This is a genomic window from Massilia jejuensis, from assembly GCF_042656795.1.
In the GTDB taxonomy this organism is placed as follows: domain Bacteria; phylum Pseudomonadota; class Gammaproteobacteria; order Burkholderiales; family Burkholderiaceae_D; genus Telluria; species Telluria jejuensis.
This window is the reverse complement of sequence record NZ_JBHSMS010000073.1, coordinates 25756-40358: the sequence shown is the minus strand read 5'-3', so window position 1 is coordinate 40358 and position 14603 is coordinate 25756. Positions and strand designations below refer to the sequence as shown.

General features: G+C 56.2%; 12 protein-coding genes. 7 read left to right on the top strand and 5 right to left on the bottom strand.

Annotation, left to right across the window (positions count from 1 at the left end; all coding sequences use genetic code 11):
• Nucleotides 1–221 precede the first annotated feature (221 nt).
• From ACFPOU_RS20910 to ACFPOU_RS20900, 3 genes are all read left to right on the top strand, one after another.
• Nucleotides 222–1385 (top strand): acyl-CoA dehydrogenase family protein, encoded by a 1164-nt coding sequence (locus ACFPOU_RS20910; protein ID WP_379725972.1) that lies wholly within the window; start codon nucleotides 222–224, stop codon nucleotides 1383–1385.
• A gap of 9 nt (nucleotides 1386–1394) precedes the next feature.
• A complete protein-coding gene (locus tag ACFPOU_RS20905) occupies nucleotides 1395–3869 on the top strand; it encodes a response regulator (protein ID WP_379725969.1) in 2475 nt (824 codons plus the stop codon).
• A gap of 131 nt (nucleotides 3870–4000) precedes the next feature.
• Nucleotides 4001–4387: a response regulator gene (locus ACFPOU_RS20900; RefSeq protein ID WP_379725966.1), complete on the top strand. Its 387-nt coding sequence runs from the start codon at nucleotides 4001–4003 to the stop codon at nucleotides 4385–4387.
• A gap of 696 nt (nucleotides 4388–5083) precedes the next feature.
• Here ACFPOU_RS20900 and ACFPOU_RS20895 read toward each other — a convergent pair.
• Nucleotides 5084–5506, bottom strand: a complete 423-nt coding sequence (locus ACFPOU_RS20895; protein ID WP_379725963.1) for a PleD family two-component system response regulator — start codon at nucleotides 5504–5506, stop codon at nucleotides 5084–5086.
• A 328-nt stretch (nucleotides 5507–5834) separates the two neighbouring features.
• On the opposite strand from ACFPOU_RS20895, the gene ACFPOU_RS20890 reads away from it, so the two are divergent.
• Entirely contained in the window at nucleotides 5835–7190 is a 1356-nt protein-coding gene (locus ACFPOU_RS20890) for a transposase (protein WP_379725960.1), read from the top strand.
• Nucleotides 7191–7425: 235 nt separating this feature from the next.
• Nucleotides 7426–8571, top strand: a complete 1146-nt coding sequence (locus ACFPOU_RS20885; protein ID WP_379725957.1) for an IS5 family transposase — start codon at nucleotides 7426–7428, stop codon at nucleotides 8569–8571.
• A gap of 105 nt (nucleotides 8572–8676) precedes the next feature.
• Here ACFPOU_RS20885 and ACFPOU_RS20880 read toward each other — a convergent pair whose 3' ends face one another.
• The gene (locus ACFPOU_RS20880; protein WP_379725954.1) at nucleotides 8677–9267 is read right to left on the bottom strand and encodes a recombinase family protein; all 591 of its coding nucleotides are present in this window, start codon (nucleotides 9265–9267) and stop codon (nucleotides 8677–8679) included.
• 279 nt (nucleotides 9268–9546) lie between these two features.
• On the opposite strand from ACFPOU_RS20880, the gene ACFPOU_RS20875 reads away from it, so the two are divergent.
• Both ACFPOU_RS20875 and ACFPOU_RS20870 read left to right on the top strand, forming a co-directional pair.
• Nucleotides 9547–11310, top strand: a complete 1764-nt coding sequence (locus ACFPOU_RS20875; RefSeq protein WP_379725951.1) for a hypothetical protein — start codon at nucleotides 9547–9549, stop codon at nucleotides 11308–11310.
• Nucleotides 11311–11377: 67 nt separating this feature from the next.
• A complete protein-coding gene (locus ACFPOU_RS20870) occupies nucleotides 11378–11701 on the top strand; it encodes a hypothetical protein (RefSeq protein WP_379725948.1) in 324 nt (107 codons plus the stop codon).
• A 265-nt stretch (nucleotides 11702–11966) separates the two neighbouring features.
• On the opposite strand, the gene ACFPOU_RS20865 is transcribed toward ACFPOU_RS20870, so the two are convergent.
• The 3 genes from ACFPOU_RS20865 to ACFPOU_RS20855 all read right to left on the bottom strand — a co-directional run bounded on the left by ACFPOU_RS20865 (nucleotide 11967) and on the right by ACFPOU_RS20855 (nucleotide 14602).
• Complete coding sequence (locus ACFPOU_RS20865; protein WP_379725945.1) at nucleotides 11967–13220, bottom strand: DUF1173 domain-containing protein; 1254 nt, start codon at nucleotides 13218–13220, stop codon at nucleotides 11967–11969.
• A 150-nt stretch (nucleotides 13221–13370) separates the two neighbouring features.
• Nucleotides 13371–14240: a hypothetical protein gene (locus ACFPOU_RS20860; RefSeq protein ID WP_379725942.1), complete on the bottom strand. Its 870-nt coding sequence runs from the start codon at nucleotides 14238–14240 to the stop codon at nucleotides 13371–13373.
• 2 nt (nucleotides 14241–14242) lie between these two features.
• Nucleotides 14243–14602, bottom strand: coding sequence for a hypothetical protein (locus tag ACFPOU_RS20855; RefSeq protein WP_379725939.1), 360 nt, complete (start codon nucleotides 14600–14602; stop codon nucleotides 14243–14245).
• Nucleotide 14603: the final 1 nt, after the last annotated feature.

The following is a 14603-nucleotide window of genomic DNA, read 5'->3' as shown; positions in this document are numbered from 1 at the left end:
ACGTGAGCAGTCGTACCTCACAGCCTGACGACGGATTGTTTGCAAACGAGGAGGAGTCCATATACGGTCGTTCAACACCTTGACAGGCCACAGTGAAATTTCCCAATGCTCTGTACCGTCCCGTACGCATGTCTCTGGCGTGTATTTTTCTATACACGATATAATTCCTTTTCTTCGTTGCCCGTGCCATGGCGATCCCGAACCCCCTTTGATTCCATTCCATGGACAACTTCGTTCACTCCAAAATTCCTGAGTTACTGACCCTCACTAATACCATTGTCCAAGCCGACATCGCTCCCTATGCGGAGCGCGTCGACAGAGAAGGTATCTGGCCGGAGCATTCCATGAGCGCCTTGGCGGCTGCGGGACTGTTTGGGCTGCAGGTTCCGGCGGCCTTTGGTGGACATGGTCAAGGCCTGCTTGCGCTAAGCATGCTGACTGAATCAATTGGCGCCGCCTGCCCATCCTCGGCCTTGTGTTTCGGTATGCATTGCGTCGGCACGGCGGTGATTGCAGCGAAAGCGACTGCTTTCCATGAGGAAGCCTATTTGCGCCCCATCGCGGCTGGTAGGCACATGACCACCCTGGCGCTGTCAGAAAGTGGCAGCGGTAGCCACTTTTACCTGCCTCAGACCAGCCTGCAGGTCGAAGCCGGTGAGTTCGTGGTGAACGGCACCAAGCAGTTCATAACAAATGGCGGTCACGCGGATTCGTATGTGGTATCCACAGTAGCCCAGTCGGATGAGGATGACACTGGAGACTTCAGCTGCTTGATCGTCGATGCGGACACGGCGAACACGCAGTGGTTAGCGCCGTGGGATGGTTTCGGCATGCGCGGTAACTCCTCGCGTGGGCTAGCTTTTCAGAATACGCGGGTTCCCCTGCAGAACCTGCTGGGCACTCAGGGGGATCAGGTCTGGTATGTGTTCGAAGTGGTGGCGCCGTATTTCTTAATGGCTATGGCCGGCACTTATCTGGGTGTCGCACAAGCTGCGCTGGACGCTGCCGGCGCGCACTTGCGCTCGCGCCGCTTCAGTCATTCTGGGCAATCGCTCGCCGAGATCGAGACACTGCAGACACGCTATGCTGACATGTGGATGTCGGTCGAAAAGACGCGAGCTTTAGTGCGCGAGGCCGCGCGCCGCGCCGATCTGGGGTTGGCCGATGCGCTTCCTTTTCTGCTGTCCTGCAAAGCTGATGCGGGCGACACCGCCGTGCGGGTTGCGAACGATGCAATGACTATCTGTGGCGGCTCGGCCTACCGGGAAAACAGCCGGGTCGCGCAGATAATGCGCGATGCGCGCGCTAGTCACGTGATGTCGCCGACCACCGACATATTGCGCACATGGACCGGCCGAGCCCTGTTGGGCTTACCGCTGTTGTAAAGGCCATCGGTGGATTTCAAAAGCGCACTCATCGTCGCCCACGCCGGCGCCCCGTCGACCGCCCAGCTCGAGCAGGTTGCTGCTCAATGCGATTTGCGCGCCACCATCGGTTCGGAAAAGGAAGTGCTCGAATGGGCGCGCGACGTCGGGGAGAAGGAGGGAGCGCCAGTAATCGTGATCCTCGGCCCGGACCTCACGCACCCCGTTGGCATCGGACGTGGTCTGCGCGCCATGTGGGCGGACACCCATATTCTGTTTGTCCAGCGCCAGGAGGGGATCGAGCAATTCCGCAAGGCGTTGAGTCATGCCCCGATGCTCGGCTTTCACTGGTCTTTAAGCGAGGACGGCGATGCCTCCCTGCCGCATCAAGTCGAAAACGCCGTTGCGGCGACGCGCAAGCGCACTAAACTGCGCATGACGCTTGATCGCGCCAACCTCAAACTGGCGGCAAGAACGGTTGCGGACGTCGACGAGTCGCGGCACATGATGTCCGAGCATTATTTGGCCAACTTCCTAGCTCAGGCAGGCGAAAGTATCATCGCTGCAGATAAAAATGGAAGGGTGCTGTATTGGAACGCGAGCGTGCTGCAATTGCTCGGCCTGGATGGAACAAAGCTGCTGGGTACGGAGCTTGCGCGCTTGCCGTTCTGGTCGGCCGAACTCGGTTCGGCTGTGGCCAGCGTGGAGCGCGCCGGTACGGTGCGGTGTGAGCTTGTCTACCAGTATAGGGACGAATCCATGTTCCTCGAGGTCGGCTGCTCGGCAGTGTACGACCGGCAACAAAGACTCGTAGGTGTGACGCTCGTGATCCGCGACACCTCCGAACGTCACCGCTTGCTTGAAGTCGAACGCGAAGAGCATCGCATGACCGGCTCGATGTTGATTCAACTCGAGCGCATGGTCGAGGAACGGACTGCCTCCCTCAGGAACGTCGAGCAAGCCTTGCATCAGGCGCAGAAGCTTGAGTCCTTGGGCAAGCTGACGGGCGGCGTGGCGCACGACTTCAACAATATTTTGCAAGTCATCGGCGGCAACCTCGATTTGCTGAAGGAACAGTTCCACGGCGCGACGACGGTGAGAGACCGATTAGAAATGGCTGCTACGGCCGTCGAGCGCGGCGCTAAGCTGGCATCGCAACTACTGGCCTTCGCGCGCAAGCAGCCACTCAAGCCGCTGCCAACGAACCTAGTGCGTATCGTGCGCGAAATGGATGGCCTGTTGCGCCGTGCGCTCGGCGAGACCATTGAGATCGAGACGGTGATCGGCGGCGGCCTGTGGACGGCAATGGTTGATCGCAACCATCTCGAAAATGTCATTCTCAACCTAGCGATCAATGCGCGCGACGCCATGGACGGCCGGGGCCGGCTGACGATTGAGCTGGGCAATGCGCTGCTTGACGATCACTATGCCCACACCAACGCCGACGCCTCAGCCGGCCAGTACGTCATGCTGGCCATCTCCGATACTGGCGGGGGCATGCCGCCAGAGGTAGCGGCACACGCTTTCGAACCCTTTTACACGACTAAACCCGAAGGTCAGGGGACCGGCCTGGGCTTAAGCATGGCGTATGGCTTCGTCAAGCAGTCGTCAGGCCACATCAAGATTTATAGCGAGCCGGGCATCGGAACTACAATCAAGGTGTACCTGCCAAGGATTCACCAAGTGGAGGCGGAGGTAACCGATTTGAGGCGCCTGCCTACGGTCGGTGGCAAGGAGACTATCTTGGTTGTCGAGGACGATCCGGCCGTACGCACGACCGTTGTCGACATTCTGTCCGAGCTCGGCTATGTTGTACTCAAGGCCAGCGATGGCCAGGGCGGATTGAATGTGCTGCAAAGCGGAATTCCGGTCGACCTCCTGTTCACCGACGTGGTAATGCCTGGCCCGGTGCGCAGCACCGACCTTGCCCGACAGGCCAGGGAACTTCATCCCGGCATTGAGATATTGTTCACCTCCGGGTATACGCAGAATGCGATTGTTCACGGCGGACGACTGGATGCGGGCGTCGAGCTGATCAGCAAGCCTTATCGGCGCGAAGATCTTGCAAAAAAAATTCGTTCGCTATTGGTGGTTCCGGGAGAGCCACTGAACCCTCCACAGGAACCCAAGCTGCAAGGGGCCAATCGTGTGCTTCCTGTGCTGACTGGACCGAAAACCATCCTAGTGGTTGAAGACAACGACGATGCGCGGCAAATGCTCTGCGAATTATTGCAGGCATTGGGTTACACGGCATTGAGTGCCGTATCGGGCGAAGAAGCCTTGAACCGAATGCGTGAGAAGCACATCGATATCCTATTGACCGACGTGGGGTTGCCCGGTATGAGCGGTAAAGAACTCGCACGGCAGGCAATCGCGTCAGATGCAAACTTGAAAATAGTGTTCACCTCTGGGTATGGCGTCGTGGAGCATTTAAGTTTTCCGTCGCACTCACTGCCAAAGCCCTATAAGCTTCAGGATTTGCAGGTCATTCTCGAAAGCTTATAAACCTCACGGCCTAACATGATCGAGAGAATGCTCGACTTTAATTATGCCAATTGTGAATTTAAAGATATGGTAAATTTACGATAACTTGCAGCCTCGATGCATTTCATGGGCACTAAATATATCGAACATTTATGAGCACAGAAAGCGCTACCCTGAAACGCCGCGTCCTGATTATTCACGACAATTTCGATGCCGCGTTGCTTCTATCGATGCTCATCTCGGCGCACGGACACAATACCGCTGTCGCTAACAGCGGTATGGAGGGCCTTCTTCTCGCCAAATCCTTCCAGCCTGAGATCGTGTTCCTGGATCTAGGCATGCCGCAAATGGATGGGTATGAAGTCGCCGTCGCACTGCGCGCCGAACCCGGCTTAGCTAAGATTTATATATCGGCGCTCACGGGCTGGAATGACGCTGAAACAAGGACGCGCGTTGTTGCAGCAGGCTTCGACAAACATTTGACCAAGCCGGCGAATGTCGGCGCTGTCCTACAGCTCGTGCATGACCTTCCTTTCTAGCCTTCCTGTGCATTTGCCGATTTACACAGCCAAGCGCTTTAGTTCGTCGAAAGCACACACGAGCGTAGCTAATCAGCGTGTCTCATCTTGGCGCGGATGCCCCGTCAGGATTCCACTATATTTTCCCAGCGTTTCGCCTAGCTGAATAGGTGGATGGATGCTGGTGCAGTCGTATCCCCCGTTTCAGCTGCCCACTCAATAGCAATGCTAAGCGTTCCCGTGAATCACTACGGGCGGGATCGAAGACCTCGAGGAAAGTACGGATTGACAAGACACCTGATGCTTCATACTCTAGCCCGTCATTATCCCGAAATCATCACAATCAAACCTTCCCATGGCCAAAATGCTCGAACTCTACAAGGTAGTGGCAGATGGGGAGACAGGTCTCTGGAGAGGGGTACCAGCCGCTACGGGTCAACAAGTCTCTCGTGATGAATGGATTAGCCTGACGAAGGAAGCGCCTGATCAATTCCAAATTGTCACGCTCACGGCTGAAGAACGTACTCGGTATTCTATGGCTGATGAGGACCTCACCGAACGCGCGGTTGTCGTTACCTGGTCACATGAACAGCCGCACTAGGGTCACCTCAAGAGTTCTGGCACAGCTTTAAATCACGGCGTGGCGCCAGGTCCAGCTCCTGTAGCCTCCGCGCATGACTCATAAAGAAACTGCAGATGCGTCTGAACAGTCATGAGTTACGCAGGTTCATGCCCCAAGTAACCGAGCACGATAGCGCGAGTCCTGAGAACAGCTGCGCCAATCCCCATCTCTGCAATCCACTTCGATATCTGGATCACATCATTCGCACCAAGTGCCGTACTCGCGATCTTGATGCTCTGCGTTATCGCAGGTGATGTCGTTGTAGACGAAGCATCGATGACAATGAACGGTATATCGCGTGCAGTTTTGTGGGCGCGCACGGTTCTGAGCAGATCAAACAAGGCCCCGTCGTCAAAATGGACGTTGCAAATAACAGCATCTACACCGTTGTCCAAGGCCGCTAAGGCATCCTCCAAGCGAACAACGCACACGAGATTAGTGTGTTCGCCGTACACGGTTCTCAGATGCTCCAAGGACTCTGTGACCGTAGCGGCAAGCAATTTTTTATGAGTAGACATCCCGAATGATACCGCAGCTATATCATCAACTGGTCGCCATTGGTGACACGCAATCGTCGATGCTGCCAGGGTGACGCAGGGGAAAGAAGTGCAATGCCCCCCCTGTCCCTGCTTCCTGCCCGATCAGCCCAGACTCGCCAAAGCCCGGTTCCTGCATCCTTGGCGGCTTTTTATTGCGTCGTCGAACACCGGCAAGACCATTTTCGACGGATGCAGGTATGTCACTACCTGACGTCCGCTATTGGCCTATTGCGTTGAAAAAGTCCGCTTGAGTTCGCGATCTCTCTAGCCTGTTGGTGTCTAACAGGTCAAGAATAAGGAGATTGCGATGATGGGACGCCAGGCAACGAAGCGGGAGCTGTTCGTGTCGGTCAGTCTAGACGAATATGTTCCCGAAGACCACTTGTTGAGGGCGGTAGACCGCTACCTCGACCTCAGCAAATTTCGCGCGAATCTTGCTGATTCATACAGCCATACCGGCCGGCCATCGATCGATCCCGAGCTGATGGCCCGCATGCTCATCATCGGCTACTGCTACGGAATTCGGTCGGAGCGGCGACTGTGCGAAGAAGTGAGCATGAACCTCGCGTACCGCTGGTTCTGTCGTCTCGGCCTGAAAGACAAGGTGCCGGATCACTCGAGCTTCTCGAAGAATCGGCATGGTCGCTTCCGCGATCACGACGCCTTTCGCCAACTGTTCGATTCGGTGCTTCGACGCTGCATGGCCGAAGGCCTGGTGCAAGGAGAGGGTTTTGCGACCGATGCCAGCATGATCAGGGCTGACGCCCACCGTCACCGCTCTTGCCCAGGAAATGCCAGTATCGACTGGGGTGATCCCGAGCAGGCAAGCCGGCCAGTGCGTGAATATTTGGCCGCATTGGAGCAGGCAAATCCAGTGGCGCCCGTGCCGAAAAGAATATCGCTCACCGATCCAGCATCGACCTGGACTGCCGCTGCCGGGCCGGCTATTTTTGCTTACTCGACAAATTACCTGATCGATTTGAAAGCGGGACTGATCGTCGACGTCGAGGCATCGGCCGTGAATAAAATGGCCGAGGTCGAAGCGACCAAAATGATGATCGATCGTGTCGAGGAAAAGTTCGCCATCAAACCGCGGCGACTGGTGGGCGATACGAACTACGGTATCGCCGCAATGTTAGGGTGGCTGGTTGATGAAAAAGGGATCGTCCCGCACGTTCCAGTGTGGGATAAATCAGAGCATCACGACGGCACTTTTAGCCGTACCGATTTCATCTTCGACGTCGAAAACAACCAATATGTTTGCCCTGCCGGCAACCATCTCAGGCCGCCCCGGCGAGGCCAGGCGAAAACACCGTTTCGCTATCGGGCCAGTGTGTACGACTGCCAGGTTTGCGAGTTGAAACCGAAGTGCTGCCCCAACATGGTCGCCCGAAAGATCGACCGCAGCCCGCAGGAGCCTGCACGCGATATCGCTCGCGCTATCGGCAAGACAGAAGCTTACCGCCAGTCACGCCGTGAACGAAAGAAGGTAGAGATGCTGTTTGCCCACCTCAAACGCATCCTTAAACTCGGCCAATTACGCTTGCGTGGCCCCAGCGGTGCCCATGATGAGTTTCTTTTAGCGGCAACGGCCCAAAACCTTCGGCGAATGGCCAAAAAGCTGCTTCTGCCAAAACAAGACATCAAACTAGCGATGAGTTAAGCGAACACAGCGTTGGCTACGCCGCGATTCTTTCCTGTACAGTTACTTAATCAGGTCTGCTCTTGTCCGCGAGTTTTTCAACGCAATAGGCCGATAGCGGACGGTCGGCACTGCTCAGTGTACTCGGCTGTTGCCTACTGAGCAACTAGAGGGTTTTGTTAGGCGTTCTTACAGGGTGTTGACGAAATCAATAACTTAACTGTGGCATGCTTCTTGGGTGTGGAAGGAGGATGCCATGGCAACAAAATCTCTCCCCGACTCGCAGCCGCAGGCCAATGCTGGCGGCAGGCCGCCAGCATTGAAGCCTGAGCATATTGCAGCCCTACACGATATCGTGACGGAGCGTGCCCAAGCTAGTCTGCAAGAGATTGCTGACGAGTTGCATCACCGCTGCGGCGTACACGTGTGTACAGCGACGATCCGCCGTGCACTACGGGCACAAGGCATAGTACGGCTCAAGCCGATTCGACGGGTGTTCACCACGGCGGCAAAAGGTCCCAAGCGCTATGGTTACACGGCCGCGCACCGGCGCGAAGATGTTCCTACGTACAGTACAAATTTGACTGACGCCGAATGGGAATTGGTTGCTGACCTGTTCGAGCGCACGCCAGGTCAGCGAGGCACGCCGGCGCACTACAGCCGGCGGGGGTTGGTCGATGCCTGCTCCTACGTATTACGCACAGGTTGCGCCTGGCGACTATTGCCCCCTACATTCCCACCTTGGCAAGCCGTCTATAAAGCCTTCGCGCGTTGGGCCGCAGCAGGCGTGTTCGAGCAAATGCAGGATCGGTTGCGCCAGCAATGGCGTGCACGCATGGGGCGCTCGGGTGAGCCGACAGCGGCTGTCATTGATGCGCAATCCAATCGCGCCTCGCCGCAGGGTGGTGAGAGCGGTTTCGATGCAGCCAAGAAGATCAAAGGTCGAAAGCGCAACCTCGTCGTCGATACGATGGGCCTGGTCATCGCTCTTACTGTTACAGCCGCCAGCGTGCAGGATCGAGACGCTGCCGCCGCTGTGGTTGCCCAAGCGTGCACGAAGGCGCCAGGGCTTGAAAAGCTCTACACCGACAGTGCCTATAGCGGTAAGTGCGCTCGCGACATCGAGCAGCGACACCGCATCCGCGTCGAAGTCGTACGGCATCCCGAGAATCGTACAACGGGAACCTTGCACGCTTCGAAACAAGTTGTCGTACCGGCCGGCGGAGGTAACGTGGCCTTTCTGATTCAGCCAAAACGCTGGGTCGTCGAACGTACCCATGCGTGGACCGAACGCTGGCGGCGGACGGTAATGCATCACGACCGCAAACTCGATATCTCCGCCGCTTGGGTGTGGCTGGCGGAGGCGCGTATGCTACTCAATAGACTGGCTTATCGAGTTTGATTTTGTCTACACCCTCTTAGTCGAACTCAAAACTCGCATCGCTACGAACCAGTGCAGCAAGTACCTTCCCTCGACGTTAAAAAAGGGCCTTGGGCACTTTGGGATTCAAGCAGCAGCGGAGCCTATGGCACTCGGTTTCACGATACGCATCACGCTGGCACGCGAGACGTCGTAATCCCGGGCCAAGGCGCTGATCGACTCGCCTGTCTTGAACCGTGAAATCATCGCCGCGCGCTGCTCATCCGTCGTACTCGCTGGGCGCCCCAAGGTCTTGCCCTCGGCCTTCGCCCGTGCCAGGCCGGATTGGGTACGCTCGACCAGCAAATCACGCTCCATCTCAGCCATCGCCGCCAGCATGGTCAGCATCAACTTGCCGGCAGAGGACGTCAGGTCCAGTTTGCCTAGCTGCAGGACGATGACCTCGATGCGGCGTGCGGCCAGCATCTTGATCGTCGCGCCGATGTCCTGGGCATCCCGGCCAAGGCGATCGAGCTTGGACACCACCAGGGTCTCACCATCGCGGATCTTATCGAGCAGGATGCGGAACTGCGCGCGCTGCATCGCAGGCACCTTGCCGCTTACACCCTCGTCGGCGAACCAGTAGGACACGTCGTAACCGGCGCGCACAAGCTCCAGGCGCTGATTCTCACTCTGCTGTTCCTTTGTACTTACACGACCGTACCCGAAAACCGCCATTTTGCTCTCCACATGTGTCTATTAGTGTCCAATAACGCTCAGTTTACATGTGAACATGTGCAAAAGACAAAGGCATATTTTATGAACATATCTCAGCGGTTGGCAACAGACCTGTTCACAAACGGTCGATTGTTACCAGTTTGTCGACCAAACGGCAGACTCAACGTATGCTATCGGTCTCAACAGCGCAGTAACCAGTTAGCGCTCAGCTATGGAAAATGCCGTGATGTAGGCTCTTTGACGGAAATATGAAATTCACCAACTGTATAGAGGTTTGGAATGGACAAGGACTGGATTCTCCAAACAAAGGAAACGCGCCGATCGTTCTCAAGCGCGACTTGGATTCCTCTGAGGGAATCCCGTGAGAACGAGAAAGGCAACGTGAAGGATGTTGCCTACGTTAGCGAGTATTTCGGATGTGGCTCCGTTGCGTTCCCGCAGGAGCAGCGGGAATTCGCTGAGACGCTAACGTGGAGCGACATTGGAATCGGTCGAGGTGGGACACCGTACGCTTACGAGGACGGCTACTACGCCTCTGTTGAACAGTACCAATACAACGATAAAGAACCAATCGGGGTTCAACTCGTCTTCGAGCATCCTCAGCCGGTGGTCGGGGGTACGCTCTGGATTCTGAATCCCGATCTAGTTATTGCTATGCATCTAGTAAAAGATGGACAGAATTGGGTGAGACCGGAAGAAGACTTCGTTGTCGTGGCGCGTGAAGCCTTTGATGAGCAAGGGAATCATAACCTAATCGAAATCAAACGAGAATTCCTGATGGATTATTTGGCGGCCAGGAATCTTTCGCTTCGCCTGTCGTACCTCCGCCAACGAGTTGAGAATGTTGCAGCATTGGTAGGTAGTGCGTACGAGAGCTTAGAGGATCACGAAGAGGAAAGAGACGGTGGACAGTTTGAGCTTTTGATACGCGACTTGGATCACGTTTATGGGGGCAGTTGGTCTTCGTTCCGGGTATGGCGAACGGATGTTGACGAGGATGAAGACGCTCCGGTGATGGGGCCGGAACACAATGACAATACCGACTACGAGCAAGCTCAGGGCCATCGCAGCGGTTACAGCGGAGTCCGGGTAGAGAGCGAATTCTTTCGGAACGAATGGATTGAACATCAAGGGCAGAGTGTGCGTGTCCGGGGGGATGACGAAAAGAATCTGCCTCAATTCATCGTCGAGACCGACGGGACACGAGTGGCGTCTGCCGACCTCAATCACGAAGAGGTTGGCCGATGGCTCTGGTTTCGTCCCGCCATTGTGAACGAGCTTCTCAACCATCGTGGCTTTTCCCTGAGTTGGGCTACGGCTGAAACAGGTGGCATTCATTCCACATCTGGTCATGTAGTCCACTTTGGGATTAACTCCTCAGATTTAATGACCATCTATGCTCATGACGTTGCTCGCCTTGCCCCGTGGGAGCAACACATTTGGGCTGCTCATAATGTTGTTCCCGATGGGAAAGTGTCTGGTGAATTGTTAGCGTTGCAGGTGAAAGTTGAACCTGCGACTACACGCGCTGTAGAAGAATTGCTATTCGTTTGCATGCGTTTGCTACAGGCGGGTTTTCGCCAGAACTTCAATGTTGACCTGTACACTCACGACATAGACGATAGGGCAGTAATGCAACAAGTTTCTCGTTTCGTGAGCACGAATGAAGCTTCATTGCTGAGGTTGGCAAAGGATATTGTCCGCGTGTTCACCGAGCGACTTGATGTCCGTACGCTTCGCAATCTCTCAACTCATGCGGACCGCGAGAAGCTTGGTTCGATCAAGCTTCTTCAGGATATCTTGGCTCAGAAGGTTGGCCTTGAAAAAGCTCGCCTCGTGCTTGGTCCGATTGCTGGTGCTTATGACATGCGACTGGGTGATGCACATCCGACCAGTTCCAAAATTAAAGACGCGTTAAAGCTGGCCGGAATAGATGAGGGTCGTTCGTCTTTGAGGCAAGGTGAGCAGCTTATTTCTAACTTCGGCCAATCAGTCTGGTGGATCGGAAAATTGCTGTTCGGGCAGTCGGAAGAACAAAGGTAAGTAGCTACGGTCGTTGCTTGATTTCTAACCAGTGCAGTAATTGCATCACTATTGACATGGAGGAAATATGAATTTGCATAAAGTGCAACTGCTAGTGCGACAAGTGAAGAAGGGCGAAGTAGTAGCCTTGTACGTCCGAGATGATCTAGAGCTACCGTTCGTGCCAACGGTCGGTATGCAGTTCAAGCAAGGCATCAGCGCATGGCTTTGGGAGACGGACAAGGGCGAACTAATGCCAGGAATTGAGACAGTTACCTACGATTTTGACGAAGAGAAGTTTGTTTGCCTGTTCACCGTCGAGGAAGCGCTTAATGCTAGCTTCTGGAATAAGATCGAAGGGGCAAACATCGAGAGATCAACCTACCCGGCGTACTACCAGACACGCTCATAAATCTGTCTCATGTACGGAGTGGTTCATTGGAAACCAGTTCGACAACCTCGTGGCCATGGCATCCTTCATTCGATGACCCGGAAGACTTGGTAGTGCAGACTCTCGGGACAGCAATGGAACTTCCCAGAGACATGGTCGAAAGAGACCCTATTTCTATTTTAGCGGCGAAACGAATGCAGCACCTCCCGTAAAGACTTGCAAGTAGCTGGTCCAAGGGGGCGCTGTGGGTGGAAGCGCGCGTTCGCGGAAGTGTCGTTCTATTCGTCTATATTCCACTTTCGACTGGAGGAAGTGCTGGCTGTTTCCGGTACGGTTTTAGGGCAGTCGCAGAAGGAAATGCGGGCAGCTCCGCAGTTCCCGGCTCCCACTTCCAGGAAGGCAGTTTGCTATTCTCGATGAGCTGATCCAGCTCCTGCAGGTAGTCCTCCGACGCGCCAAAGGGTACGACGTATAGCGCAGTTGGATCCGGTTCAGTATCCGACAGCACGAGAGTCGCCAGAGGGCTGGTGGACGCGAGGTTGTACCGCAGGCCTTTCACGTAGCGACGCTTTTTTTCTCCGAGCGTATTCAGGAGCATCAGCTCGAATTGGCTCTCGAACGGGACCCAGCCGGGCGAGACGGCCATCAGGGCGATCTCCTCGAATGAGGGAACACCGGTGTGGCCGACACCAACCGTTGCGATCGCCATCAGGTGAACCCCGTTCGCTGAGTTGGAATTCCACAGCTCGATCTCAGTAGCGAAGCGCTTCTGCAGACGGGTGTGCAGGTCCTCGTTCATCATGAAGTCGCAGTCCGGCACGTGCTTGAATCGAATCTTGAACCCAAAGCGGGCCTTGCCGATTTCGGCGACTTCGCCCACGACGATCATCAACTGGCGCGTCGCTCCCGCAGGCGCCGACGCTTTCGCCAGGCGCGACATGCGGCGCTGCGCGATCTCCGCTTTTTTATCGGCAGTGAACGGTTCGGGAACGTACAGCCGCTCGAGCAGAGTACCTCCCTTGGCCATCTTGTTCTCGGCGGCCAAGAGCAGGTATTTGCGGACTACAGCCCAGGACCGCTTGCCTTCCATCGCTGGCGACCATCGGTTGAAACCAGCCTGTTCCCACAGGTAGTGCAACGTCCCGCGGAGGGTAAGCTTGTTCCCGTCCGTTTTGACGCTGTCCTTTTCGGAAGTGCCAGGGGAGGGCGCGCTCTTGCCCGCGACCTTTGTCAGGGAAAACCCGAGCTTTAGCGTGGTCAGGCCTTCCTCGGCGTCTTCGTCGATCGCGTTTCCGACCAGCTGACCAAGTCCCGAAAGCTCGGCTGGCGGCTCGTAGGAGTCGCAGTCGGGCGCGTGGTCAGGACCGGTGTTGGGCATGCGCTTTACCGCATACTTGCCGGAGATCTTTGCGATGTACATTTCCACACCGCCTGTTCGACAGATGCAAAACGGGCGCACCTTGGTACCGTAAATGGAGGCCAATGCGGTGGCCAGGCCGGGGTCGGAGAGTTCGAACACCTCATCGTGAATCCGCAACATTGTCTGCTCCTCAATTGGTGACCGCGATACCGATACAAATAAACAGGATGATGAAGGTGGCCCAGTTGAGCACTCGTGCACCGCGCGAAGCGACGCGGCGGAATTTACCTGTGTCGTTGTTCATGTCTGTCTCGCTTTCGCGCGCGAAAGTCATTGTTGGACGCAGCCCGGTGTCGCTTGGCACTCCGCCCAGATCGAAAGGCGCTGCGCGTAGTCGGCGGCGCGCGCGGTCTCAACTTCCGGTGGCGTGGTGCCGACACCCCCAGCGGCAGCAATCGCCTGCGCCAAGGCAGCTTGCTCGCTCGCTTCCGTTTTCGGCTTGCGATACGCTATGACGATCTCTCCGATGTGACCCGCGTTGTCCGTTACCCGCCTGACTTCAATTTCGGCGAAACCCGAGAAGTCGAAGTCGGGCAGCGGTACGGGTAGCAGGGCTGCGCCTGCCCCGCCGGTCAGTTTTGAAATGTCCGAATACAAGGTGCTGTACTGCGACAGGTTGACCGCATCGCCCAGCTTGTGCACGCCGAATCCGGCCAACGCAGCCGTCGCCAGAACGCCGGCGGCCTGCTTTGCTGCGACCCGCGAACCCATACTTGCGGGATCGCCTTGCTGATGCACGGAGGCGCGATACAGCTGGTTCTGCGCGCGCGTGAAATCGGCCATCTGGCCCGGCTGCAACTTGATCGGACCGCTGACGAAATACACGTGCGAACCTTTGTTACCAAAACCGTTGCCGGCCATGATCTTGAAAACTTCGTCGGACAACGGCGTTGCCCGCTTCTCCCTGAACATGCCGCCGGAACTGGGGACGATCTTCGCACCCGAGGCGTCTATGTATTGGAAGCCGAAATTCTTGGAGCGAAGGCTGTCGAGCGAGTACGAGGCAGTTGTCTTGTTCGGATCCCAACTGTCGACGGGACGGATGACGATGATGTGGGCGTCCCCGACATCGAAGTGGGCAGGAGCGCAGAAAGCGACGGACGGAAGAATACCAGCGACCAGGAGAGCGAAAGCACGCATCGTTAGCCTTTCAGTCGGAGTTTTTGCCGGATGACTTCGCAAGCTGCTGCCTGTTTCGCGAATGCGGCGACTTTCGACGTCTCGGCAGCGAGATTGCTTGTGCAACTGTTAACGGTCGAGCCGGCAGCGTCAAGTTTTCCCGTCATGCTTGTGAGCTTTGTTTGCAGCTCCGCTGCGTTCGCCTGCGCAGTGGCCAGGTCCTGATTGGCCTTTTGGAGCTGGCTTTGATAGCTCGTGTGTTGATAGAACAGGCTGCAGCCGAGCGCGATGCAGGTCGCACATGCGATCGCGAGGGCGACGCCGATCCAGCGGCGCCGCGGCTGTTCTATCGTGAGTCCGGGGGAAGAATCGAAGACTTTCATC